This window comes from Massilistercora timonensis, from assembly GCF_048354975.1.
In the GTDB taxonomy this organism is placed as follows: Bacteria; Bacillota; Clostridia; order Lachnospirales; family Lachnospiraceae; genus Massilistercora; species Massilistercora timonensis.
Window position 1 is genome coordinate 21,996 of sequence record NZ_DBGCJQ010000020.1, and the last position, 22,104, is coordinate 44,099.

At 51.4% G+C, this 22,104-nt stretch carries 21 protein-coding genes; 6 read left to right on the forward strand and 15 right to left on the reverse strand.

Going from position 1 to position 22,104, the window contains the following annotated elements; translation table 11 throughout:
* Window positions 1-2: 2 nt before the first annotated feature.
* The 8 genes from ACML7B_RS01670 to ACML7B_RS01705 form a co-directional block, all read right to left on the reverse strand.
* Window positions 3-1,052, reverse strand: coding sequence for a zinc-dependent alcohol dehydrogenase family protein (locus ACML7B_RS01670; protein ID WP_346707765.1), 1,050 nt, complete (start codon window positions 1,050-1,052; stop codon window positions 3-5).
* Between the two features lie 18 nt (window positions 1,053-1,070).
* Window positions 1,071-2,015: a transketolase family protein gene (locus ACML7B_RS01675; protein ID WP_346707764.1), complete on the reverse strand. Its 945-nt coding sequence runs from the start codon at window positions 2,013-2,015 to the stop codon at window positions 1,071-1,073.
* Window positions 2,016-2,017: 2 nt separating this feature from the next.
* Complete coding sequence (locus ACML7B_RS01680) at window positions 2,018-2,860, reverse strand: transketolase (RefSeq protein WP_106788952.1); 843 nt, start codon at window positions 2,858-2,860, stop codon at window positions 2,018-2,020.
* Between the two features lie 59 nt (window positions 2,861-2,919).
* On the reverse strand, window positions 2,920-3,687 hold the full coding sequence (locus tag ACML7B_RS01685; protein WP_418539058.1) for a GolD/DthD family dehydrogenase: 768 nt from the start codon (window positions 3,685-3,687) through the stop codon (window positions 2,920-2,922).
* A 66-nt stretch (window positions 3,688-3,753) separates the two neighbouring features.
* Window positions 3,754-4,794, reverse strand: coding sequence for an NAD(P)-dependent alcohol dehydrogenase (locus ACML7B_RS01690; RefSeq protein ID WP_106788954.1), 1,041 nt, complete (start codon window positions 4,792-4,794; stop codon window positions 3,754-3,756).
* A gap of 341 nt (window positions 4,795-5,135) precedes the next feature.
* Window positions 5,136-6,209, reverse strand: coding sequence for a sugar ABC transporter substrate-binding protein (locus ACML7B_RS01695; protein WP_418539060.1), 1,074 nt, complete (start codon window positions 6,207-6,209; stop codon window positions 5,136-5,138).
* 109 nt (window positions 6,210-6,318) lie between these two features.
* Entirely contained in the window at window positions 6,319-7,311 is a 993-nt protein-coding gene (locus tag ACML7B_RS01700) for an ABC transporter permease (RefSeq protein WP_418539061.1), read from the reverse strand.
* 28 nt (window positions 7,312-7,339) lie between these two features.
* Entirely contained in the window at window positions 7,340-8,836 is a 1,497-nt protein-coding gene (locus ACML7B_RS01705; protein ID WP_418539062.1) for a sugar ABC transporter ATP-binding protein, read from the reverse strand.
* Window positions 8,837-9,233: 397 nt separating this feature from the next.
* Between ACML7B_RS01705 and ACML7B_RS01710 the strand changes: the two genes are divergently transcribed.
* From ACML7B_RS01710 to ACML7B_RS01735, 6 genes are all read left to right on the forward strand, one after another.
* The gene (locus ACML7B_RS01710) at window positions 9,234-10,181 is read left to right on the forward strand and encodes a 1-phosphofructokinase family hexose kinase (RefSeq protein WP_418539063.1); all 948 of its coding nucleotides are present in this window, start codon (window positions 9,234-9,236) and stop codon (window positions 10,179-10,181) included.
* A 23-nt stretch (window positions 10,182-10,204) separates the two neighbouring features.
* Entirely contained in the window at window positions 10,205-10,810 is a 606-nt protein-coding gene (locus tag ACML7B_RS01715; RefSeq protein WP_106788959.1) for a class II aldolase/adducin family protein, read from the forward strand.
* A 28-nt stretch (window positions 10,811-10,838) separates the two neighbouring features.
* Entirely contained in the window at window positions 10,839-11,663 is an 825-nt protein-coding gene (locus tag ACML7B_RS01720; protein WP_418539064.1) for a DeoR/GlpR family DNA-binding transcription regulator, read from the forward strand.
* A 14-nt stretch (window positions 11,664-11,677) separates the two neighbouring features.
* Entirely contained in the window at window positions 11,678-13,150 is a 1,473-nt protein-coding gene (locus ACML7B_RS01725; protein ID WP_418539065.1) for a rhamnulokinase, read from the forward strand.
* Between the two features lie 21 nt (window positions 13,151-13,171).
* Window positions 13,172-13,981, forward strand: coding sequence for a rhamnulose-1-phosphate aldolase (rhaD, locus tag ACML7B_RS01730; RefSeq protein WP_418539066.1), 810 nt, complete (start codon window positions 13,172-13,174; stop codon window positions 13,979-13,981).
* A 140-nt stretch (window positions 13,982-14,121) separates the two neighbouring features.
* Window positions 14,122-14,886, forward strand: a complete 765-nt coding sequence (locus tag ACML7B_RS01735; RefSeq protein WP_346707754.1) for a glucose 1-dehydrogenase — start codon at window positions 14,122-14,124, stop codon at window positions 14,884-14,886.
* Between the two features lie 114 nt (window positions 14,887-15,000).
* Here the strand turns inward: ACML7B_RS01735 and ACML7B_RS01740 are convergent, their stop codons facing one another.
* The 7 genes from ACML7B_RS01740 to ACML7B_RS01770 all read right to left on the reverse strand — a co-directional run.
* The gene (locus ACML7B_RS01740; protein ID WP_418539067.1) at window positions 15,001-15,867 is read right to left on the reverse strand and encodes a PHP domain-containing protein; all 867 of its coding nucleotides are present in this window, start codon (window positions 15,865-15,867) and stop codon (window positions 15,001-15,003) included.
* The gene (uraA, locus tag ACML7B_RS01745) at window positions 15,857-17,137 is read right to left on the reverse strand and encodes a uracil permease (protein WP_106788965.1); all 1,281 of its coding nucleotides are present in this window, start codon (window positions 17,135-17,137) and stop codon (window positions 15,857-15,859) included. The genes ACML7B_RS01740 and uraA overlap by 11 nt, the downstream gene beginning before the upstream one ends.
* Window positions 17,138-17,273: 136 nt before the next feature.
* Window positions 17,274-18,122 (reverse strand): DUF368 domain-containing protein, encoded by an 849-nt coding sequence (locus tag ACML7B_RS01750; protein ID WP_418539069.1) that lies wholly within the window; start codon window positions 18,120-18,122, stop codon window positions 17,274-17,276.
* 106 nt (window positions 18,123-18,228) lie between these two features.
* A complete protein-coding gene (locus ACML7B_RS01755) occupies window positions 18,229-18,903 on the reverse strand; it encodes a Crp/Fnr family transcriptional regulator (protein WP_418539070.1) in 675 nt (224 codons plus the stop codon).
* A gap of 33 nt (window positions 18,904-18,936) precedes the next feature.
* Window positions 18,937-19,767, reverse strand: coding sequence for a hypothetical protein (locus ACML7B_RS01760; RefSeq protein WP_418539071.1), 831 nt, complete (start codon window positions 19,765-19,767; stop codon window positions 18,937-18,939).
* A 169-nt stretch (window positions 19,768-19,936) separates the two neighbouring features.
* Window positions 19,937-21,013 carry a Fic family protein gene (locus tag ACML7B_RS01765; protein WP_418539072.1) on the reverse strand — a complete coding sequence of 359 codons (1,077 nt, stop codon included), beginning with the start codon at window positions 21,011-21,013 and terminating at the stop codon, window positions 19,937-19,939.
* A 339-nt stretch (window positions 21,014-21,352) separates the two neighbouring features.
* A partial coding sequence (locus ACML7B_RS01770; RefSeq protein WP_418539073.1) for a PDDEXK nuclease domain-containing protein occupies window positions 21,353-22,104 on the reverse strand: 752 nt, incomplete at its 5' end.

Below are 22,104 nucleotides of genomic sequence, written 5' to 3' on the forward strand. Positions count from 1 at the left end.
ACCTATTCCTCGTAATTGGGATGAAGGACTACCTTCAGCGTCCCCGGGCCGCCCTTGGCAGCAAGGGCGATTCCCTTATCGTAGTCCGCCAGATCCATCTCATGGGTGATCAGTTCTTTGACCTGTACCTTGCCGGACTCCAGATACTCCAGCGCTCTTCCAAAGCAGTGGGTCTGTGCCCAGGTGGGGATCAGCTGGATCTCATGGAGATACCAGTACTCCGGATCAATGGCCCATTTCGCGCCCGCGTGAGGCATTGCGAACATCATGAACTTGGCTCCCATCTTGCCAAACTTGATCATGCTTTCCATCACATCCACATTTGCCGTGGTATCCACAAGAATATCAAATCCTTTGGGCGCGATCTCTCTCAGCTTCGCCTCATGGACGCTGGGATCATTGCGGTCCATCAGAATGGTCTCTTTGCAGCCGTATTTCTTCAGGATATCCAGCTTGTCCTGGCTGGGTCCGCATACAACCACCCGGTTGGCGTTGGAGTGCATCAGAAGCTGGATCATAATGATGCCAGTGGGGCCGCAGCCGTAAACCAGCACATCATCGCCGAACTGTACCTGGATCCGGTCCATGGAGTGAACGGCGCAGGCGGTCGGTTCCGCGAAGATCGCCTCATTGAAGGACAGATGATCGCTGATGGGGAATACCTTGTCTGCATTTACCGCCACATACTCCGCGAATCCTCCCGGGCCGTTGCAGCCAAGAGAATAGAAATTCTCGCAGTAGAGGGGCTGATCCTTGCGGCAGTAATAACAGTCTCCGCACAGCACCGTATTATCCGCTGTCACCCGGTCCCCTACCTTGAAGGTGTCCACATGCTCTCCCACCTTGCACACATAACCGGCAAACTCATGGCCGTTCAGCAGTGGGAATCTTGCCAGGAATCCGCCCTGGGCAAGGGCCACATCCGCTCCTTTGCAGATGCCGCAGGACATTACCTTGATCAGCACCTGGTGCGGTCCGATCTCCGGCACCGGCACCTGAGTGATCTCGCAATGACCTGGTTTGTCATATACATTTGCACGCATCATTTCCATTGTATCATCGCTCCTTTCCTATTTTTTCAAAGCGATTGCTTCTTTTGCCTTTGCCGCGATCTTCTCCGGCGTCAGGCCGTATTTGATCATCAGCGCTTCCGCAGTTCCGGAATGGCCGAATACATCTTCCACGCCGTGTTTTACCACCGGAACCGGGCAGGTCTCGCCTACCACTTCAGAAACCGCCGCTCCAAGCCCGCCGATCACATTGTGCTCCTCGGTGGTCACAATGGCGCCTGTCTCTTTTGCAGCCTTCACGATGATCTCTTTGTCGATAGGCTTAATGGTGTGCAGGTCGATCACACGGGCGCTGATCCCTTCTCCTTCCAGAAGCTTCGCCGCCTTCATGGCTTCCTGTACCATCAGGCCGGTGGCGATAATGGTCACATCCTTGCCGTCCGCAAGCTGCACGCCTTTGCCAAGTTCAAATTTATAACCCGGGATCTCATCCGTGATGGTCTCCACACCAGAACGTCCCAGACGGAGATAGCAGGGACCGTCATAGTCGATCATGGCCTTTACTGCCTCTCTGGTCTCATTGGCGTCGCAGGGGCAGATCACCGTCATGCCGGGGATGGTGCGCATCAGACTCAGGTCCTCGATGCACTGATGGGTAGCTCCGTCCTCGCCCACAGACAGTCCTGCGTGGGTTCCTACCACCTTCACATTCAGGCCCGGATACGCGATGGAGTTGCGCACCTGGTCGTAGATCCTTCCCGCCGCGAACATGGCAAAGGTGTGGCAGAAGGAAATCTTTCCTGCCGTTGCGGCTCCGGCCGCCATCCCCGCCATATTGCACTCCGCGATCCCTGCGTTGAAGAACCGCTCCGGGTATTTTTCCGCGAAATAGCAGGACATGGTACAGATCGTAAGGTCTGCGTCGAATACCATGATCCTCTCGTCTGCTCCGAATTCACACAGAGCTCTTCCATATGCCTCTCTTGTAGCGATTACTTTTCCCATGATTACACCTCCAGTGATGCGATCTGCGCATCCAACTCTTTAAATGCCTGTTCAAACTGTTCTGCCGTTGGAGTACTTCCGTGGAATTTCACATTGTTTTCCATAAAGGACACGCCTTTGCCCTTCACTGTCTTAGCCACGATCATCGTGGGTCTGCCCTTGGCTTCTTTCGCCGCGTCGATGGCATCCGCGATCTGCGCGTAATCATGGCCGTCAATGGTGATCACATTCCATTTGAAAGCCCGGAATTTCTCATCGATGGGATAAGGAGACATAACTTCCTCAATGGTTCCGTCGATCTGAAGATTGTTGTTATCCACAAATACAGTCAGGTTGTCCAGTCCGTAATTGCCGGCGGCCATGGCCGCCTCCCAGATCTGTCCTTCCTGGATCTCCCCGTCGCCCAGCGCGGCATACACACGGTAGTCCTTCTTGTCTACTTTTCCCGCAAGCGCCATGCCGATAGCCGCGGAAAGTCCCTGTCCCAGGGATCCGGCCGACATATCCACGCCTGGAACCTTGGTCATCTCCACATGTCCGGACAGATAACTGTCTACATTTCGAAATGTCTTCAGATCCTCCACCGGGAAATATCCCTTCAGCGCCAGTGTGGCGTACATGGTGGGGGTACAGTGTCCTTTGGACAGTACAAACCGGTCCCGATCCGGATCTTTTGGATTCTTCGGGTCAATGTTCATTTTCTCAAAATACAATACAGTCAGGATATCTGCCACTGAGAAAGAGCCTCCCACATGTCCGGACTGAGCGGCGTTGATCGCCTCCAGTGCCGTCCTGCGGATCTTCGCCGCCTGCAGTGCCAGTTCTTTTACTCTTTTTTCTTCCATTTTCTAAGAACCTCCATGTAAATTATGCCTTTGCTTTGCTGTCTTGCTCTTTTTGATCTTTAGCAGATCGTAAATCCGCCGTCGATCACCAGGTTTGCCCCGTTGATAAGGCTTGCCGCATCACTTGCCAGGAATACCGCGCAGGCGGCCACTTCCTGGGGATAGCCGAACCGGTGGGCCGGGATCTTCTTCTTAAATTCCTCTCCCCGCTCATTGTTCCAGTTCTCTTCTCCCATGGGCGTCAGGATAATGGTGGGCGAGATTGCGTTTACATTGATGTTGTACTGAGCCAGCTCCATTGCAAACTGCTTGGTGGCATAAATGATCGCCGCCTTGCAGCACCCGTAGGTAAGGTGTCCGTCCAGCGCCACCACGCCGGCCTGGGAACCCATATTGACGATCTTGCCGCCGCCCTGCTCCTTCATAACCCTGGCTGCCGCCCGCATAAACCGCACATTGCCGGTCAGATTGATGGAGAGGGTCTTGTCCCACAGCGCTTCATCGTGCTCCAGCACGCCTTCCACCACGCCGATCCCGGCGCAGTTCACCAGGATATCCAGCCGGCCGAATTGTTCCAGGGTCTTTTGGATACATCCGTCAATGTCCTCGCTCCTAGTGATATCTCCGGCGTATGCCGCGAATCCCACTCCCTGCTCCTTCATGTAAGTTTCCAGCCCATCCGGTGCGTGCAGGTCAAAGCAGACCACATTGGCTCCCTTCCTGGCGTACATCTTCGCGATCTCATAACCGATCCCGCTGGCGCCTCCTGTAACAATGGCCGTCTTCCCTTCCAGAGTGAAATTTTCATCAAAATTTCTGTAATCCATATCCTCGCCTCCAAACATACCGGAAGCGGCGCCTCGCAAGAAGCACCGCTTCCCGGTTTCAATGTCTTATTTGATCTTGATCACTGCTTTTACAACATCATCCTTGTTGTTGATGGCGCAATCGAACGCTTCCTGGATATCGTCAAACGCGAATTCGTGGGTCACGATACCGGATACATCGATGGTTCCATCGGCGATAGCCGCGATCGCCTGAGGATAAATGTTGCGGTAGCGGAATACAGACTTGATGGTAGGCTCTTTGTCCATGATCTGGGCAAAGTTGTACTCGATCTTCTCCTGCGCGGAGATTCCTACCAGCGTAATGGTTCCCGCTCTCTTTACGATATAAGGTGTCTGCTGGATGGTAAACGGTGATCCGGCAGTCTCGAATACTTTCTCAACGCCAACGCCGTTGGTCAGCTTCATGATCTCTTCTACCGCGTCCTTCTCCTTGCCGTTGATCACCCGGGTAGCGCCCAGCTTCATGGCATAGTCCAGACGTTTCGGGATCACGTCAACAACGGTGATATCAGAAGCTCCGTGAGCCTTGCAGGCAAGCAGGGTAACCAGTCCGATGCAGCCGGCTCCCAGGATCACTACGGAGTCGCCCAGCTGTACATTGCCCTGATTTGCCGCGTGAAGTCCAACGGAAAGAGGCTCGATAAGCGCGCCTTCTTTGGTGCTGATGTTCTCCGGCAATTTGAAGCACATATTCTCCGGGAATGCGATGTAATTCTCATAGCAGCCCTGTACCGGAGGTGTGGCAAGGAACTGTACGTCCGGACACAGATTGTAGAGACCTCTCTTACAGAACTCACACTCGCCGCAGGTGATCCCCGGCTCCAGTGCAACTCTGTCGCCCACCTTCAGGTTCTGTACGCCTTCGCCAAGAGCCACAACAGTTCCGGCACACTCATGTCCCAGCATGAAGTCTCCCTCTACAACGTAAGATCCACATCTTCCGTCATGGAAATAGTGAACGTCAGATCCACAGATCCCTACATATTCCATCTCTACCAGGACCTCTTTCTCCTTCGGCTCCGGCATTGGGATATCACGGATTTCCATCTTGTCCAGGCCAACCATAAATGCTCCTCTGTTTTTCATAGTCATTTACTCGCAGCGCCCTCTGGCGCCGCTTCTCCTTTCTCTTATTTTTATATGCGTGACTGCGGAGCGCTCCGCAATTTACGTTCCAAATCGTTAATTTTTTCTCAAACTGTTGAAAATAAAAAACTGACAAGCCACAAGACTCATCAGTTGCTTTCACGATGAGACACGAATTCATCCGACAACCTGATTTGTCTTCCGATCATTCTGTATTTGTCCCTCTTGCATTCCTCTTTAATGGGCGGCGCCCCGCCGGCCCATGCCTTGGGGGCGCCGTCATTATTCCTGCATCATTTTCGTTTGCTCTTTAAAACTTATCTCTTGATCAGTCTGTAAGCCTACTGCTCAACAAGGCCTGTTCCGTCTTCGGAGATCTCGCCATTGTCGATGTACAGCTGTACATACTCGTCAACAGTCTCGCTGTTGATAACAGGAGCGTCAACATAGTACTCTACGTCTGTAACTTCCATCTCGCCAGTCAGAACCTTGTGTCCGTTTTCCATACACTGCTGAGCAAGCAGAGAAGCATCCTGCAGAGTTGTTCTGGTCAGGAGGCCTTCTTTTACAAGAAGAACGCCCTGAGCATTTCCGTCAACACCATATGCAAGGAAGTTCGGTGTTCCGTCATCGTTGAAGTATTCGGAGTTGTTCCGGATCGCTTCGATCGCGCCAGCTGCCATGTTGTCGTTCATGGAGATGATAGCGTCGATGTGGGTTCCGCCCTGTACCCATGTCTCCATGAATGCAAGAGCTTCGTCACTGTTCCAGTTTGCGTAGTCTTCGTAGAGGATCTTAACGTCAGGTCTCTCATCGAAGAAGTATTTCTGCCATCCTTCACGACGTCCGTCAGAGTGGAAGTTGTTGGATGGTCCCATCAATACAACTACGTTAGCGTTCTCCGGGATCTCCTCAACAGCTGCCTCTGCGCTTGGCTGTGCCTGTGCTATCGGGTCAGCGTCAACAGTTCCGGTTCCTTCCAGAAGGGCATCATCATCAGATCCGTCCAGGTCTCCCTGATGAACTGCCGGGTTGGTTGTGATAACCGGGATACCAGCGTCAACAACCTGTTTTACATAAGGTGCGGAAGCCGCATTGTCGTTAACCTGTACGATAACCAGATCGTACTGTTTGGTTACGCAGTCCTCAAGAAGGCTGTTTACCTGGTTGTTGTCTCCCTCACCACTGAAGTACTCAAGGGTGATGTCATCATACTCTTCCGCAGCTGCCTGCATCTCGCGGGTCAGCCATGCAGCGAAGGTATCAGCACTTGCACGTGCGATGAAAGCTACACGATAGTTATCGCCGCCTTCTCCGTCGCCGCCTTCGGCATCTCCGCCGCCGCTACAAGCGGTCAGGGCAAATACCATAGCCAGAACGAGCACTAATGAAAGGATCTTTTTCATGTTTTTCATAGTTTTTCCTCCCTTTTTTGGTTTTGATTTAGGTTTTAAGTACCGCAAGCATCGTCATGCAGGAAAAGAAACGCTTTGCTGTACAAATCCTCATTTTAACAGGTTACTCTTATTTGTCCTCTTTCTTCTTGTCAGAGTCATCTGCGATGATCACCTTCGCGCTCTTCTTCCCCTTGCTGGTAACGTCGAAGGCAACGGCGATAACGATGATCGCGCCCTTGATGATCTGCTGGATGTAAGAGTCGATACCGATCAGGTTCATGATGTTCTCCAGGAATGCGATGATGAACGCACCGGCGATGGTTCCGGTTACCGTTCCGATACCACCGGTGAAGGAGGTACCGCCGACGATGGCCGCCGTCAGACCGTTCATCTCGTATCCTACCGCTCCGTTTGGAAGACCCGCGTTATTTCTCGCCATGAAGATCACGCCGGCAAACGCAGCCATAACACCGTTGATGATATATGCTTTGTAGATACTTACTTTTACATTGATACCGCTGGCAACCGCCGCGTTCCGGTTTCCGCCGATGGCGTAAAGGCTTCTGCCCCACCGGGTCTCATTGACCAGATACCAGATGATGATACTGATCACAAAGACGATGATGACCGGGATCGGAATCGGGCCAACCGTTCCCTGTCCAAGTACAACGAAATCGCCAAGCTGCAGGATGTTGGAACCGCCGCAGTAGTAAAGGGCGATACCACGGGCGATCTCCTGCATACCCAGGGTAGCGATGAACGCCGGAACATCGAACTGCGCTACGAAGAACGCGTTGAACAGGTTACACAGGATACCTACCACAATGGCTACTGCCAGGGCTGCCGCCAGGGACTGTGTATGCCGGTAGGTGTCAACCGCCAGGACGCCGGTAAGGGCAAGTACGGAAGCCACGGACAGATCCAGGAATCCGGCAATGATCAGGATCATTTCACCGTAGGCGATCAACAGGCCCACACAGGTCTGACGCAGGATATTGATCAGGTTGTTGCTCGTCAAGAAGTACGGACTTAAGATACTGCAGATGATGAACATCGCGATCAGTATCAGGAAGATAGAGTACTTCTGAGCGTTTTGACGTAATTTAGAACTCGTAGTCATTTCTTCATTCCCTCCATCTAACATATAATTAAAGATTCATCAGATTGGTTGCGTATTTCATAATGGTCTCCTGAGAGAACTCGTCTCTGTTCAGGCAGCCGGTGATCCGGCCCTGGCACATGATGTAGATCCGGTCGCACATACCGATCAGCTCTGCCATCTCTGAAGAAACCATAACAACTGCCTTGCCTTCTTTGGCCATGTCTGTCATCAGTTTGTAGATCTCAAACTTGGCGCCTACGTCGATACCTCTGGTAGGCTCATCCAGGATCATGACATCCGGATTACAGAGCATCCACCTTGCAAGCAGTACTTTCTGCGCGTTACCACCGGAAAGGGAAGAGATGGGAGTCTCCAGGGACGGGGTCTTTACCTCCATCTTCTTGAACATCTCCTCAACTTCCTCTTCTTCTTTCTTCTTATGTGTGTATCCACCATAGATATAGGATGCCAGATTCGCGATACTTGCGTTCTCACGGACGCTCCGCACCGGGATCAGTCCGTATTCACGCCGGTCCTCTGACAGCATGATCATTCCCTGTTTGATGGAGTCCATCGGGTTCTTGATGGTCACTTCTTTTCCGTTCAGTTTTATAGTTCCGGAATCATGGGGATCCAGTCCGTACATCGCTCTCATGGTCTCGGTACGTCCCGCTCCTACCAGTCCGGCGAATCCTACGATCTCGCCTTTGCGTACGCTGAAGGAAACATCGTCGAAAATCTTCTTCATAGAGAAGTGCTCTACCTCCAGAGCCACATCTCCAAGCGGAATCTCTTCCTTCGGATAAGCGTTGTCCAGCTTTCTACCTACCATCCGGTTGATGACGGTCTCCAGATCCAGGTCTTCCGCTCGGTCAGTGGAAACTACGGTTCCGTCACGCAGCACCGTGATATCGTCCGCGATCCGGAATACTTCATCCATCTTGTGAGATATGTAGATGATGCTGACTCCCGCAGCCTTCAGTTCCGCGATCTTATCAAACAGAAGCTCTGCCTCTCTCTGAGAAATGGATGAGGTAGGCTCGTCCATGATGACGATCTTGGCGTTATTGGTGATCGCCTTAATGATCTCCAGCATCTGGATGTCTGATACCGTCAGTGTCTTCAGCTTCTGTGTGGGAGCATAAGGGAGCTTCTGCTCCTCCAAAAACTTCACTGCCTCACTGCGGACCTTCTTCCAGTTGACTTTGCCAAATTTGTTCACCGGAAGACGTCCCATAAAAATGTTCTCTTCTACGGACAACTCCGATGCGTAGTTGAGTTCCTGCGCTATCATGGAAATTCCAAGCTCTCTGGCCTGAATCGGGTTCTTGATCTCTACCGGTTTCTCGTCAATGAAGACCTGCCCCTCATCGGCTTTGTACAACCCGTTGATGATCTTCATCAGAGTGGACTTGCCCGCGCCGTTCTCTCCGCAGAGTGCGTGAACAGTTCCTTTGCGGACAGCAAAATCAATATTGCTCAGCGCCTTAACGCCCGGGAATGATTTGCTGATCCCGCTCACTCTCATTTGAATTTCACTCATGAATAGCTTCCTCCCTTCCTTCTTAATTAAGCCGTCAGCATTTCCGTTTTTGACCGTTTCTACTCGTTTTAACTATCAAAATGTGGTTTTAGGCATTTCAGATAGTTCGACACCAGTTTTCACCGCCATATTTATGCATTATGCTTGCTATAGACCTATGATATACCCATTTCCCTCGTATGTCAATTCATTTTTTTAACCTATCGGACGTCCTTTTTTGTTCTTTTTGTGAACTACATCTATTTTCTGCTTCATTTTTCGTTCATAATTTATTCATAAACACGTTTGTTTGAGTCTGATATATTTTTAACTCTTTGCCATTTTATGTTGTTTTATTTCTGTTTTTGTGATATTATCACCTTATCAACAATAAAAAGCACACAGAAAGGGGTATGCTATGATCCACACATTAACGCTGAACCCCGCCATTGACCGGATCCTCTACCTGGATAAATTCGAGCGCAACATCACCAATCGGATCCAGGAAGTCCGGGACACACTGGGCGGGAAAGGCACCCACGTATCTGTCAATTTAAAGCTGCTGGGACAGGACAACACCGCATTTGGCATCTGCCACGGTTCCGTCGGGACCCGTGTCATGGACATGCTCCGGGAGGCCGGCATCCAGGTGGAATTCGACCATTATGAGGGTGATGACCGCCAGACCCGCACCAACTATCTTCTGGTGGAAAAAAGTACGGACTGCACCATCATCGCAGAGAGCGGCGTCCGCCTAAGCCAGGAAGAGCTGGACTCCCTGATCGCCAGGATGGACCGTGTGATCCGGCCCGGGGACTATCTTCTGTTCTCGGGGGATGCTTCCAACTCCCCGGATCCTTCCATCTACAACCGGATCATGCATGCCTTCCGGGACAAAGATCTCCGGTTTTTCCTGGACACCAGTGGGAAATCCCTGAAGGAATGTATCCAGGAAGGCCCCTATATGATCAAGCCCAACCTGGATGAGCTGTCCACACTGACCGGATCCCAGGTCCCGGAAGAGGATGCTTCTACTATAGAAGCCATCAACAGTCTCTCCTGCTACCAGGTTCCCATCATCGCCGTCTCTCTGGGCGGTGACGGGTCCATCGTCAGGACGCCTGAGGGCTTCTACCGGGTACATCCTCCCCGGGTAGACGTGTGCAACACCATCGGCTGCGGGGACTGCTATCTGGCCGGCTTCGTCTACGGCCTGTCCAAAGGCTTCCCCATGGAGGAAACCCTCCGGATCGCCACCGCAGTATCTGCTGCCACCGCGGAATCCCAGCTCTCCGTCGGCTACGACCCGGCCCGGGCAAATGCATTAAGATCCCAGGTAACTATCGAGAAACTGTCACAAGTGTAAAAAGTAAAAAAGGAGAACCCAAAATGAGCAATTTATCTTATTATGAAATGAGACAGGAAATGGTGACTACCGCAAGGCTGATGTTTGAGCGCCGCCTTACCAACGCGGCAGGCGGAAACTTCGCAGTGCGGGTGGACGACAACCGGATCCTGATCTCCCCCTCTCTTATGTCTGAGCGGAAACACTGTATTATGAAACCGGAAGATTTTCTTCTCATCGACTACGACCAGAACATCCTGGAAGGAGAGGGCAAGCTCTCCCGGGAAAGCCTGATGCATGTGCTGATCTTAAGCCATTTCAAAGAGATCGAGTGCACCATCCACGCTCACCCCTTCTACTGCATGCCTTTTGTCGCCCAGGCAAAGCCCATCCCCAATGTAACAGAGGCAACCATGGGCAGAGGCGAAGTGGGCTGTATCCCCTGGGCCAAGGCTTACTCCGAAGAACTGAGCCGCAGCGTTTACCAGTATTTTGAAGACCACCGGGAGATCGCAGAGAAAAAACCCATCGGCATGATCATGCCCAAGCACGGCGTTGTGGTTTCCGGGCCCAGCATTTATCTGGCTTACAGCATGCTGGAGCGGATCGAGACCGATGCGTTCTGCACCATCACCAGAAATCTGATCTAAGGAAATAAAAACAAGGATGGTATAAATTATGTACAGTCAGGAAAGACAAGCCAAAATCGTCGATCTTCTGGGCTCTCAGTCCTCTGTGAGCGTCTCGGTCCTTGCCGATATGCTTAAGACGTCCAAAGAGACTATCCGGCGGGACTTAAAGGCCCTGGAATCAGAAGGAATCCTCACCCGGACCCACGGCGGCGCGATCCTGAACGTTAACACGCCCCATGTGGGAGCGGCGGCCAAGTTCGGGGATGCGGTGATGAACAACGAATATCCTTTCGCCCTTCGTCACATCCGCAACATTCCGGCCAAAAAGGTGATCGCCCAGAAGGCGGCTACACTGATCGAAGACAGGGATACCATCTTCATCGACAACAGCTCCACCACCCTGTTCCTTCTGGATTACATTCCCCAGGACCTGCATCTGACCATTATCACCAACTCCGTCAAGGTGCTCCTGGAAGCAGCCAAAAAGGAGAATTCCAACATTTCCCTCATCTCGCTGGCCGGATTCTACAATCCCAATAATTATTCAGTCTACGGCACCAGGACCATCAAGAGCGCGGAGGAATTTTTCCCTAACAAAACCTTCATTTCCTGCACCGGAGTGACTTTAAACAAACAGCTTACTGACATCAGCCTGAATGAGGTGGACACCAAGCTGGCCATGATGCGAAAGTCCGAGGAAACCTACCTTCTGGCGGACCACACCAAGTTTGAGATCAACGGGCCTTTCTATTTATCGGGATTCCATTCCATCGACTATATCGTCACCGATAAATACGACTACTCCCCTCAGACTGCAGAGACGGTCCGTACCATCACCAGGAAATACGGCATTCGCATCATCACGGATTAGAAGGAGGGTCTGTCTTGAATCTATTAGCTTTTGACCTTGGCGCCAGCGGCGGAAAACTGTTTCTCGCGGTTATCCGGGATGGAGAAGTGTCGATCCGGGACATCCACCGGTTCGACAACATTTCCTATTCTATGGGAAATGGATTATACTGGGATATCCTGAACATTTACAGGGAAATGAACCGAGGCATCAAAAAAGCCATCGAACTGACCAGTGATCAGATCGATGCCTTTGCCATCGATTCCTTCTCCAATGATTTCGGCCTGATCGACCGGGACGGCGCGCTGCTCTCTCCGGTCCGCTGTTACCGGGATGTCCGCACCCAGCGCCATGCAGACAAGATTTACAATACTATTTCCAAAGAGCGGCTGTACGCCTTAAGCGGCAACCAGAACGCTCTGTTCAACACCTTTATGCAGCTTGCCGCCATGCAGGAAGACGGTCACGGTTTTCTGCTGGACCACGCAGACAAGCTGTTGTTTATCCCGGATCTTCTGCTCTATTACCTTACCGGAAAGACCATCACAGAATATACGCTGGCATCTGTCAGCCAGATGTACGATTTCCGCAAGGACGACTGGTGCCAGGAGATCCTGGACTCCTATCACATTCCCCGCCGGCTCTTTGGCACGCTGACCCGGCCCGGCACGCTGCTGGGACGCACCAGCGAATCCTACAACCGGCAGATGGAGACGAAGGGATTCCCGGTGGCTGTAGTCTGCGAACACGACACCGCCTCCGCCTATCTCTCCTCCCCCCTCACCTCCGGCTGCGCTCTGATCAGCTGCGGAACCTGGGCCCTTATCGGGACAGAGCTTCCCTCCTGCGTCATCACAGACGAGGGGTATCAGGCCAATCTGGCCAACGAAGGAGGGTATCCCGGCCATCACCGGCTCCTTCGCAATGTGATGAGTTCCTGGTTCATCCAGGAAACCCGCAGATATTACCAGGAGCACGGAGAAGACCATTCCTTCTCTGAGCTTGGAGATCTCGCCATGGAAGCGGAGCCTTTCCGGTTTTTCTTTGACCCGGACGACCCCAGGTTCTATGATCCCGGCGACATCCCGGGGAAGATCCGGGCCTATTGCCGGGAACATTTCGGCGCCTGCCCGGAGACCGTGGGGGCTTTGGTCCGCTGCATCTATGAGAGCCTGGCTATGAAGTTTCGCTGGACCGTGGAGACCCTGGAGAAGGTCTCCGGGAGATCCCTTCCTGTTATCAACATGATGGGCGGCGGTTCCAAGGCCGAGATCCTGTGCCAGTTTACAGCCAACGCCTCCAACAGGAAAGTGATCGCCGGCCCCGACGAGGCCACCGCCATCGGCAACCTTACCGTTCAGCTTGTGGCCATCGGCGCTGCAGCCACCCTTGAGGAAGCCAAGAGTATGCTGGCAGGAGCTTTCCCCCTGCGGGAATACCTGCCGGAAGATGCGGCCCTCTGGGATCGACACTATCAGGATTATCTCAGGCTTTTAGCTCAGAAATAAACAGATGAAGGAGGATCAGCTATGAAAGACATTTTAACGGCTCCCTTTCTCACAGAACTCTGCGAGATGACGGCAAATATGTACCGTCTGGGCTGGGATGAGCGAAACGGCGGAAACATCAGCCAGCTTCTTGACCCCATGGAGGTGGCGGAATATCTGGACCTTGACGCTTCCCTTCGCAGGATCCCGCTCCAGTTTGACGCTTCTTCCCTGGCCGGCCGGATCTTCATCGTCACAGGGACCGGAAAATATTTTAAAAACGTAAAGAAAAACCCGGAAGAAAACCTGGGGATCCTGCGGATCGCCGAAAACGGGCGCGAGGCGGAACTTCTGTGGGGCTTCTCCGGCGGCGGCGCTCCCACCAGCGAGTTCCCCACCCACCTGATGAGCCATGCAGCCCGCCTGAAGGCAGATCCGGAACACCGGGTGGTGATGCACTGCCATCCGGTCAACACCATCGCCCTCACCTTCGTGTGCCCCGCCGATGAGCGGGAGATCACCCGGACCCTGTGGGGTATGTGCACCGAGTGCATCGTCGTATTCCCGGACGGCGTAGGCCTGGTCCCCTGGATGGTATCCGGCACCAACGACATCGGCGAAGCGACCGCCAGGAAGATCACGGATCGCCGCCTGGTCCTGTGGGCGCAGCACGGGATCTTCGGAGTCGGCCATAACCTGGATGAAGCCTTCGGGCTTATCGAAACCGTAGAAAAAGCTGCTGAAATCTATATGAAGATCGCCCCCCTGGAGATAAAGAACCGAATCCCCGAGGAGCAGCTGGGCGCACTGGCAGAACAGTTTCATGTAATACCACGGAAAGGGTATTTGTAACTTTAATCGAGGACGTAGCCTTTTGAAAATATACTACGTCCTCAATTGACTTCTACCCTGTACCCAAATGAACTTTGGGGTGTACCAAAATGCATTTTACCCTGTACCTAAATGAGCAAATATAGAAAGGAGACTCCATTATGTATTTAGAAAAAATGTTTGGACTGAAAGGCAAAATTGCCATCGTAACCGGCGGCGGCCGCGGCATCGGTCAGGTAATTGCCTGCGGACTTGCCAAAGCTGGCGCTGAAGTCGTTATCATCAGCCGGTCTGGCGCTGAAGAAACTGTAAAAATGATTGAAGAAGACGGCGGAAAAGCCTATGATCTGAAAGCAGATGTCACCGACGAAGCACAGGTAGACCATGCTCTTCAGACAATTCTTGATCGTTCTGGCTCGATTGATATTCTGTTCAACAATGCCGGCATCTGCATGCATCAGTCTACTTTGGAAGCCACAATCGAGGAGTTCCGCCAGGTAGTTGACGTAAATCTGACTGGTGAATTTATCATGGCCCGGGCAGTCGGCCGCATTATGATCGAGCGCGGCATCAAAGGAAGCATCATCAACATGGCCTCCATGTCCGGAACCATCGTAAACATTCCTCAATGGCAGTGCTCATACAACGCGTCCAAGGCAGCTGTTATCCATATGACCAAATCTCTGGCTGTAGAATGGGCAGATTACGGCATTCGGGTAAATTCTTTAAGTCCCGGATACATTGCTACTCCCATGGCTGTAGATGTGCCGAAAGAATTAAAAGACGCGTGGCTTCCACTGATGCCCTTACACCGGATGGGAACTCCGGAAGAACTGATCCCCGCAATCTTGTATCTCGCCTCGGATGCTTCTGGATATACAACCGGAAGCGATATTATCGTAGATGGAGCTTACTCCTGTCAATAAGTTATTTTTTTAACAGAGGACGTAGCCTTTTTGCAAAAGGCTACGTCCTCAATTGCATTTTACCCTGTACCCAAATGCATTCTGGGGTGTACCAAAATGCATTTTACCCTGTACCTAAATGATCATCTCTTCCAACCGCCGGGCCTCTTCCTCCCCGCAGCCGCAAGCCCCCAGAGGATGGGGATTCTTGGCATACTGACCATGAAAATCACTGCCCCCGGTCACCAGAAGGTCATACTTTTCTGCGATGCTACGCAGTCTTTTTCTGGAATCTGCACCGTTCCTTGGATGGTTCACTTCCACGCCCCCAATCCACCCTCTGGCAGCATACTCTTCTACCAGGGCAAAGGAATCAAACTGCTCTGCATGAGCTACCACCGCGATCCCGCCGCAGTCCCGGATGGCCCGGGCCGCTTCCCGGGTAGTGGGATACTTCCCGGGAACAAAGCAGCTTCCTTTGGAAGAGATCAGACTGCTCATTAATTCGCCGATGGCCGTGCTGGTATAGCCCAGATCACAGAGGATCTGCATAATATGGCACTCATAGATCGACTGGCTCTGTCCGGCATATTCTTCTACCAGGGCCGGGGTGACAAGCGGATACATTTTCTGTACGTTTGCTGCAATGGTAAGCTTCTGCCGACGCCGGTTCTCAAGGGTCACATCCAGAAATGACTGAAGACCTGCCCGGTCTTTGGGCCGGTAGCAGAGCATATGCACCGTCCGTCCGGTATTTTCATCCCTGGTGGAGATCTCCGTTCCCGGGATCACACGGATCCCATATTCCTCTCCCAATTCCAGCGCTTCTTCCGTCCCGGCCAGTGTATCATGGTCAGTGATGGCAATATAGCTCAGACCGATCTGTCTGGCATAGTCCATAACCTGCCGGACTGTCCGCGAAGCATCGGATAAAACCGTATGGACATGCAGATCACAAGCCGGCTGCCCTCCTGTATTTCCCACGTTTCCGCTATACTTCATCCGTTTCTTCCGCTTCCTCTCTGTCATTGGTGAGATTCAGCCGGTCCAGGATGTGGAAGATCAGGCTTAAGATCATACCAGTCACGCAGGCCAGCACCATTCCTGTCAGCTCAATATCCCCAAACTTCACCGCGATCCCGGACAGGCCCGTGACAAACACAACGCTGGTCAGGGTCAGATTCCGGGAACGTCCGTAATCCACCTGGGAATCCACCAGGATCCGGATACCGGAAGCGCCGATCATACCGTAGAGCAGGAAGGAGATCCCTCCGATCACCGCCCCCGGAATGGTCTGGATCAACATGGAAAGCTTGCCCACAAAGGAACAGATGATAGACAACACTGCCGCCCCGGCGATCACACGCACACTGTAGACCTTCGTCACCGCCATAACGCCGATATTCTCTCCGTATGTGGTGGTGGGCACAGATCCGATCAGACCAGAAAGCATGGTGGACAGGTTGTCGCCCAGAAGGGACCTGTGCAGTCCCGGATCCTTCAGAAGATCCCTCCCTACGATCTTGCTGGTTACCACCTGATGCCCGATATGCTCGGATGTGATCACCAGAAGCACCGGCAGGATCATCAGGATCGCCTCCATATTGAATTTAGGCAGGGAGAAATTCGGCACCGCAAAAATGGAGGCCTCCGCCACTGCCTGGAAATCCACGATCCCGCAGGCCAGCGCCGCCACATATCCGGCGATCACAGCGATCAGGATAGGGATCACCGAGAGAAATCCTCTGAACAAAATATTTCCGAATACAGCCACACCCAGAGTCACCGCAAATACGATCACATTTCTCATATCCACCTGATCCCCCAGGATCCCCGCCGTATCCGCCGCGCTGCCGGACAGTTCCAGGCCGATCAGAGCCACTACCGGTCCCATGGCCGCCGGCGGCAGTACCACATCGATCCAGTCGGAACCAAATTTATAGATGATAAAAGCCAGCACGCAGCCAAGGAATCCCACTGCCACAAAGCCGCCCAGCGCATACTCATATCCCATCTGCTGGATCACCAGCTGGGCCGGCGCGATAAAGGCGAAACTGGACCCCAGATATGCCGGGGCCTTCCCCTTGGTCAGGACCATAAACAGCAGCGTGCCCACACCATTCATGAACAGCACCACCGCCGGATTGATCCCAAAAAGGAAAGGAACCAGCACAGATGCCCCGAACATGGCGAACATATGCTGGATACTCAAAGGCACCAGAAGATTAAAAGGCACCTTGTCCTCTACCTGAATAATTTTTCGACTTCCCATTCTCTCATTTCCTCCTACTACAAATACATCCTGTAATTTACATTCCTACCCATTCTACCATAATGTTTTCCCAAAGAAAACAAAAAGAAAGCGCAGTCCCGGTAAATTTACCGGAAAACCGCGCAGCTTTTTCTGTCTATTCTTTTGGAAATCTGCTGTTGAATTTATCCAGCGCAAGCGCACAGACGATCCCCGCCGCCAGGCAGACGATATTGACCAGCATAGAGCCGGCGGAAGCCGTAAAGCTTTTCACCGGTATGATCATAATAGTGGCCGCCGTTACGATCCCCACGATAGCATGAAAGGCACAGGAATAATAATTCCGGAACAGCGCATCCACCCCTTTGGCCAGGCAGACCACCGTCACCACCGCCCCGATACCGCTGGCGCACAGTACCTGCAGGTCCAGATGGCCCAGACCGTCTACAAAAGGCGTATAAAGCCCCAGAGGCATAAGCAGTGTGGAGAAACTCATCCCCGGCGCGATAATGCTAAGCGCCAGGCAGAACCCGCAGAACACATACCAGCCGGTGTTTGGCCGGATCTCTACATTCAACACATTCAGAGATGTCAGCAGGATCATGATCACCAGAAATGCGATCACCATGGAGATCCAGGAACCGGCGCTGCGGCCCTCCTGGCCTGCCTCCCGCATAAGGGAAGGCAGCATTCCTGCGATCAGCCCCACAAACACACACACCGACGGGTCTGGATATTTCTCGAGGAAAAAGGACAGCAGATTGGCGATCCCCAGAAATCCCACGGCTGCGCCAATGATCACCGGCAAAAGCCTGGGCACATGAGTGCGAAAACGTTTAAAAGGACTGGACAACAGTTCCATCACCGGCCGGTAGATCCCAAAAACCACACAGAGCACACCGCCGGAAATTCCCGGAAGCACTGCTCCCAGGCCGATCAGCGCCCCCTGAAGCAGCCGGATCAGGAAGAAGGCTCTTGGCTGACTATCTGTTTTTGATCTATTCATATAAAAATACTCTCCTGTTTTTCTCTTAATTCTTATTCTTCCCTTTTCCCGGAAAGAATCCGAATCTTCAAAAACATACCATCAACCATGTACTGCTGTCAACTGTTTATCCCTTCTGCGCTATATTTCTTAACTTCTCCTTAGCAAGGATCCGGACTTTCCCCCGCCCCAGCTCTACGATCCCTTCTTCTGACAAATATTTCAGCACCTTGGACACCACTTCTCTGGCGCTGCCGATCAGCCTTGCGATCTCTTCATGGGTCATGGTAATCTCCGGCCCCTGGTGCAGCATCTCGTCCCACAGGAAACTGGCCACCCGCTGGTCGATCCCCATAAACAGGATCTGCTGCATGGTCCACATTACATCAGAGAACCGCTCCGTTGCCGACCGGTACATATACAGACCCACATAAGGATTCTCCTCCATCACCGGGCGCAACACCGGCGTAGGGATCACCAGGGCCCGGGAGTCCTCCACCGCCTCGATCATAAGGTCAAAGGCAATGGCATCCAGAAGACAGGAGGCAGAGAGCACACAGGTCTCCCCCTCCCGGATACGGAATAAGGTCACTTCCCGTCCTTCCTCTGAGACAATATACACCCTGAGCTGCCCGTCCAGCAGGAGGATCGCTCCCTTGCACTGGTCTTCCGAGCGGTGGACCAGTTCTCCCTTTTGGTAGACCGCCTCCTGGCAGCCTTTCGTCAGCCGCTCTTCCTGGGCTTCTGTCAAATGCTCCCAGAAGGGGTAATTCTTCTGCAGCAATCTTTGCTTCTCTTCCATCTGCGTTCTTCCTTTTTCAAACAACTGTTATATTTACCGTTCCAGCCTGGCTCCGCATTTTCCGCAATAGAGACCTTCCTGGCCGTTCACAGGAGCTCCGCACCGGGTGCAGAACTTTGCGGCAGCCGCCCTTGTCTCGCTCTGTCTTTTCTCCATTACTTTCCTGTCCAGCATGTGGAAGAGGCAAAGCGCCACCGCCGGAAATATCCCGCAGCTTCCCGCCGTGTTAAGAAGAGCATAGACAACCATCCCCGGCGTGGCCAGCCCCTGCGCCAGCGTCTGCAGACCGCCGCACTGCAGCACCGCATAAGGAAGAAAGAAAACCGCGTATGCAATCAACAGGTGCAGGGCATACAATTTGTGTCTGGAAAATGTTTTCCACAAAAGGACGAGAAAAACAACCAGACTCAACAACATGGGCAGAACCAGCAGAACCGTCCCCGGATTTACGCCAAACTGGGAAAAGATCTGGGGAACAATGCTGTAAGCCCTTCCCCATATGATCACGATGCCGATGGCCACACAGATCACACCACCGATGGCCGCGATAACCATCAGCGCCCCCATCAATGCAACGGTGGCGGCAAACGCCGCAATTCCCACCAGAATAGTAGCGATCCCGCCAAACAGGCTGCCCCACTTCTCTCCTGCCGACGGCTGCGGACTTACGTTTCCTTCCTGTCTGGCTTCCGCCTGTTTCTGTTTCTGGATCTGCACGTTACGCTCTTTTGCCAGACGCGCGTTTCTTTCCTGGATCGTCTCCCTCAGATAGCCGTTTTTGACATTCCCGTAATAAAATTTCCCGTCAGATCCCCGATAGTATCCGTTTCCGGCCGCATCCGTCCAGGTTGGTCTTACTTTCATATATGTATCCTCCTTTTTCCTGAAAATCCTTCTTTCTTTTACTCAGACAGGCCAGGATATAAAAAAGTTTTAAAAATTTTTATATTTTCCCTGCCTAATGCCCTAAAACACACCGCTTTTTGCCCTTGGGCGTTCTCGAAAACAGGTCTGAAATCCCATCGTCTCAACTCTAATACTGCCGGAATTGATATTTACCTTTACCATGTCCCGACACCGGCTCAATAACTCCATATTCCACCATTTCCCTCAGAAGATCAGAGGCTCTGGATGCTTTAATATCAATCACTTTCATTACATCTGACCGTCCAAAGATTGTTTGTCCCGGAAATGCTTCACGAAGTTCCAAAATATGACTTGCTGTTTTCGGCTGGAATAATTTTTCAATGTCCGGTTTTAACGCCTCAATGTCCGGTTTTTCTGTCTCTTTAAATGTTTCACTGATATGCAATGTCCGGTTATGAAGCGGATTATTCTCGTTCAGAAGGAGATTGCGTAGGAACAGCTCAAGGTACTCTGTCGTCTCGTGAACGCCATTTTTCAGATCATTATAGTTTGCTCTGACCAGCGAATTCCGAAAATACCATGCATTCTCGGCGAAAATATCATTTGTCACGTCAAAGCCCAGCGTACGTAAATACTTGATGAAGAACACAGCTGTCGTTCTGGTATTGCCCTCGCCAAACACATGGATCTGCCACAGTCTGGATACAAATACGGCAAGGTGGTGGATGATTTCATCCATCGTGAGATTCTTATAAGAAAACTTCTTCTCCTCCGAAAAATCATAGTCAAGTGTTGCCATAAGCTCCGTAGCACTGCCATAAAGCACGGTCGCTCCGGAGAGCATCCATTCTCTCTTCGTGATGTTGTAATCCCGGATGCGTCCGGCATGAGAATAAATACCAGTGAACAACTTCCGATGGATGGAAATATATTCATTCGGTGTAAAACTAAAGGCACGCTCGGAAAGAAGCGCAGCAATCCGTGCGGAAACCTTATCGGCCTCCTCAGTACGATCCAATTCATCACGAGAAGGATTTTCCTCGTAGTAGGTCTGCAAAAGTACGTTGGCCTCTTCAAAGGAAATCTCGCCTTCAATATTCCGGATGGCCGTATGCACCAGATATTCCGATGTCTTCAGCCCGTCAACTGCCTGCAGTCCAATAGCTGTATGCCATGCATAGCCTTTGTCCCGCTTTGCGGGCTCAGATTCTTTGATATATTCCTTAAATGGATCTTGGTTCACTCCATATCACCTCGCTACTTTTTCTTCTCACAAGAAAACCACCACTTCCTGTTACTGATCACTTGCAAAGTTTGGATAAATTACCGCAGAATGCTTTGTCTGCCCGATACGGAATATACCCGGCCGCCCGAAAACTGCAGTAATACTAAGCTTTCTCGGCTATTTCCCTTTGCTCCTTGACATCAGACATACCGTCTCAACGCGAGTACCAAATTAGAACATATCCCCACAAAACCACAGAAATATGGGCAATATTTATACAATACTAATACTGCACGTGCATCCCCTTTCCCACAAAATATTAGTTCCATAAATTTTGCACCACCCTGATGCAAAATTTCAATTAATCCTTTTTTCAATATCTTCAATTGATGGCAGCTTGTCCTGTAATTCTTCTGAAATATGATTAGAAAGTCTGTATTCACTTACCCCCATTGGTTTGTTTACATCTTTCAAGGCATATTCCGCTACCATTTTATCTTTACCCTTGCACAATAACAAGCCAATCGTAGGATTATCATCCTGAGATTTCAGTTCTCCATCAACTGCTGATAAATAGAAAGATAATTTTCCTGCAAACTCTGGCTCAAATTCTACTGTTTTTAATTCAACCACGAAATAGCAATGCAATTTCACATTGTAAAATAATAAATCAATGAAAAACTCTCTTTTTCCAACTTGAATCGGATACTGTCGCCCCATAAAAGCAAAGCCTGACCCAAATTCCAATAGTAATTTTGTAATTTGCTTGACAAGGGCATCTTCCAGTTCAATTTCTCTAAGTTTTTTCGCATTCGGTATAAAGTCAAAAATATATGGATCTTTAATAATTTCTTCTGCTTGCTCACTGAATGGATTGGCTAACTGTGCCTTAAAATTTGTCGTTTTATCTGCTAATGCCTGTCTATAATACAGACCACTTTCTATCTGATGCGCAAGCACTGTACTAGACCATCCATTTTCCAGACATTGCTGTGTATACCACATATGTTCTTCCAGATTATCCGTTTTATCTATCAACAGTTTTATTGCACGCCAACTAATTTTTGCACCACCTTGATGCAAAATTTCTTCAGATGGTATTCGGCGCG

Bases quoted from the DNA above. Each gene is read 5' to 3' on its own strand.
- uraA (WP_106788965.1), bottom strand. From the start codon at position 17,137: ATGGGAAGTCGAAAAATTATTCAGGTAGAGGACAAGGTGCCTTTTAAT.
- ACML7B_RS01715 (WP_106788959.1), top strand. From the start codon at position 10,205: ATGAGCAATTTATCTTATTATGAAATGAGACAGGAAATGGTGACTACC.
- ACML7B_RS01695 (WP_418539060.1), bottom strand. From the start codon at position 6,209: ATGAAAAACATGAAAAAGATCCTTTCATTAGTGCTCGTTCTGGCTATG.
- ACML7B_RS01675 (WP_346707764.1), bottom strand. From the start codon at position 2,015: ATGGGAAAAGTAATCGCTACAAGAGAGGCATATGGAAGAGCTCTGTGT.
- ACML7B_RS01685 (WP_418539058.1), bottom strand. From the start codon at position 3,687: ATGGATTACAGAAATTTTGATGAAAATTTCACTCTGGAAGGGAAGACG.
- ACML7B_RS01740 (WP_418539067.1), bottom strand. From the start codon at position 15,867: ATGAAGTATAGCGGAAACGTGGGAAATACAGGAGGGCAGCCGGCTTGT.
- rhaD (WP_418539066.1), top strand. From the start codon at position 13,172: ATGAAAGACATTTTAACGGCTCCCTTTCTCACAGAACTCTGCGAGATG.
- ACML7B_RS01710 (WP_418539063.1), top strand. From the start codon at position 9,234: ATGATCCACACATTAACGCTGAACCCCGCCATTGACCGGATCCTCTAC.
- ACML7B_RS01760 (WP_418539071.1), bottom strand. From the start codon at position 19,767: ATGAAAGTAAGACCAACCTGGACGGATGCGGCCGGAAACGGATACTAT.
- ACML7B_RS01670 (WP_346707765.1), bottom strand. From the start codon at position 1,052: ATGGAAATGATGCGTGCAAATGTATATGACAAACCAGGTCATTGCGAG.
- ACML7B_RS01750 (WP_418539069.1), bottom strand. From the start codon at position 18,122: ATGAATAGATCAAAAACAGATAGTCAGCCAAGAGCCTTCTTCCTGATC.
- ACML7B_RS01700 (WP_418539061.1), bottom strand. From the start codon at position 7,311: ATGACTACGAGTTCTAAATTACGTCAAAACGCTCAGAAGTACTCTATC.
- ACML7B_RS01705 (WP_418539062.1), bottom strand. From the start codon at position 8,836: ATGAGTGAAATTCAAATGAGAGTGAGCGGGATCAGCAAATCATTCCCG.
- ACML7B_RS01720 (WP_418539064.1), top strand. From the start codon at position 10,839: ATGTACAGTCAGGAAAGACAAGCCAAAATCGTCGATCTTCTGGGCTCT.
- ACML7B_RS01755 (WP_418539070.1), bottom strand. From the start codon at position 18,903: ATGGAAGAGAAGCAAAGATTGCTGCAGAAGAATTACCCCTTCTGGGAG.
- ACML7B_RS01680 (WP_106788952.1), bottom strand. From the start codon at position 2,860: ATGGAAGAAAAAAGAGTAAAAGAACTGGCACTGCAGGCGGCGAAGATC.
- ACML7B_RS01690 (WP_106788954.1), bottom strand. From the start codon at position 4,794: ATGAAAAACAGAGGAGCATTTATGGTTGGCCTGGACAAGATGGAAATC.
- ACML7B_RS01735 (WP_346707754.1), top strand. From the start codon at position 14,122: ATGTATTTAGAAAAAATGTTTGGACTGAAAGGCAAAATTGCCATCGTA.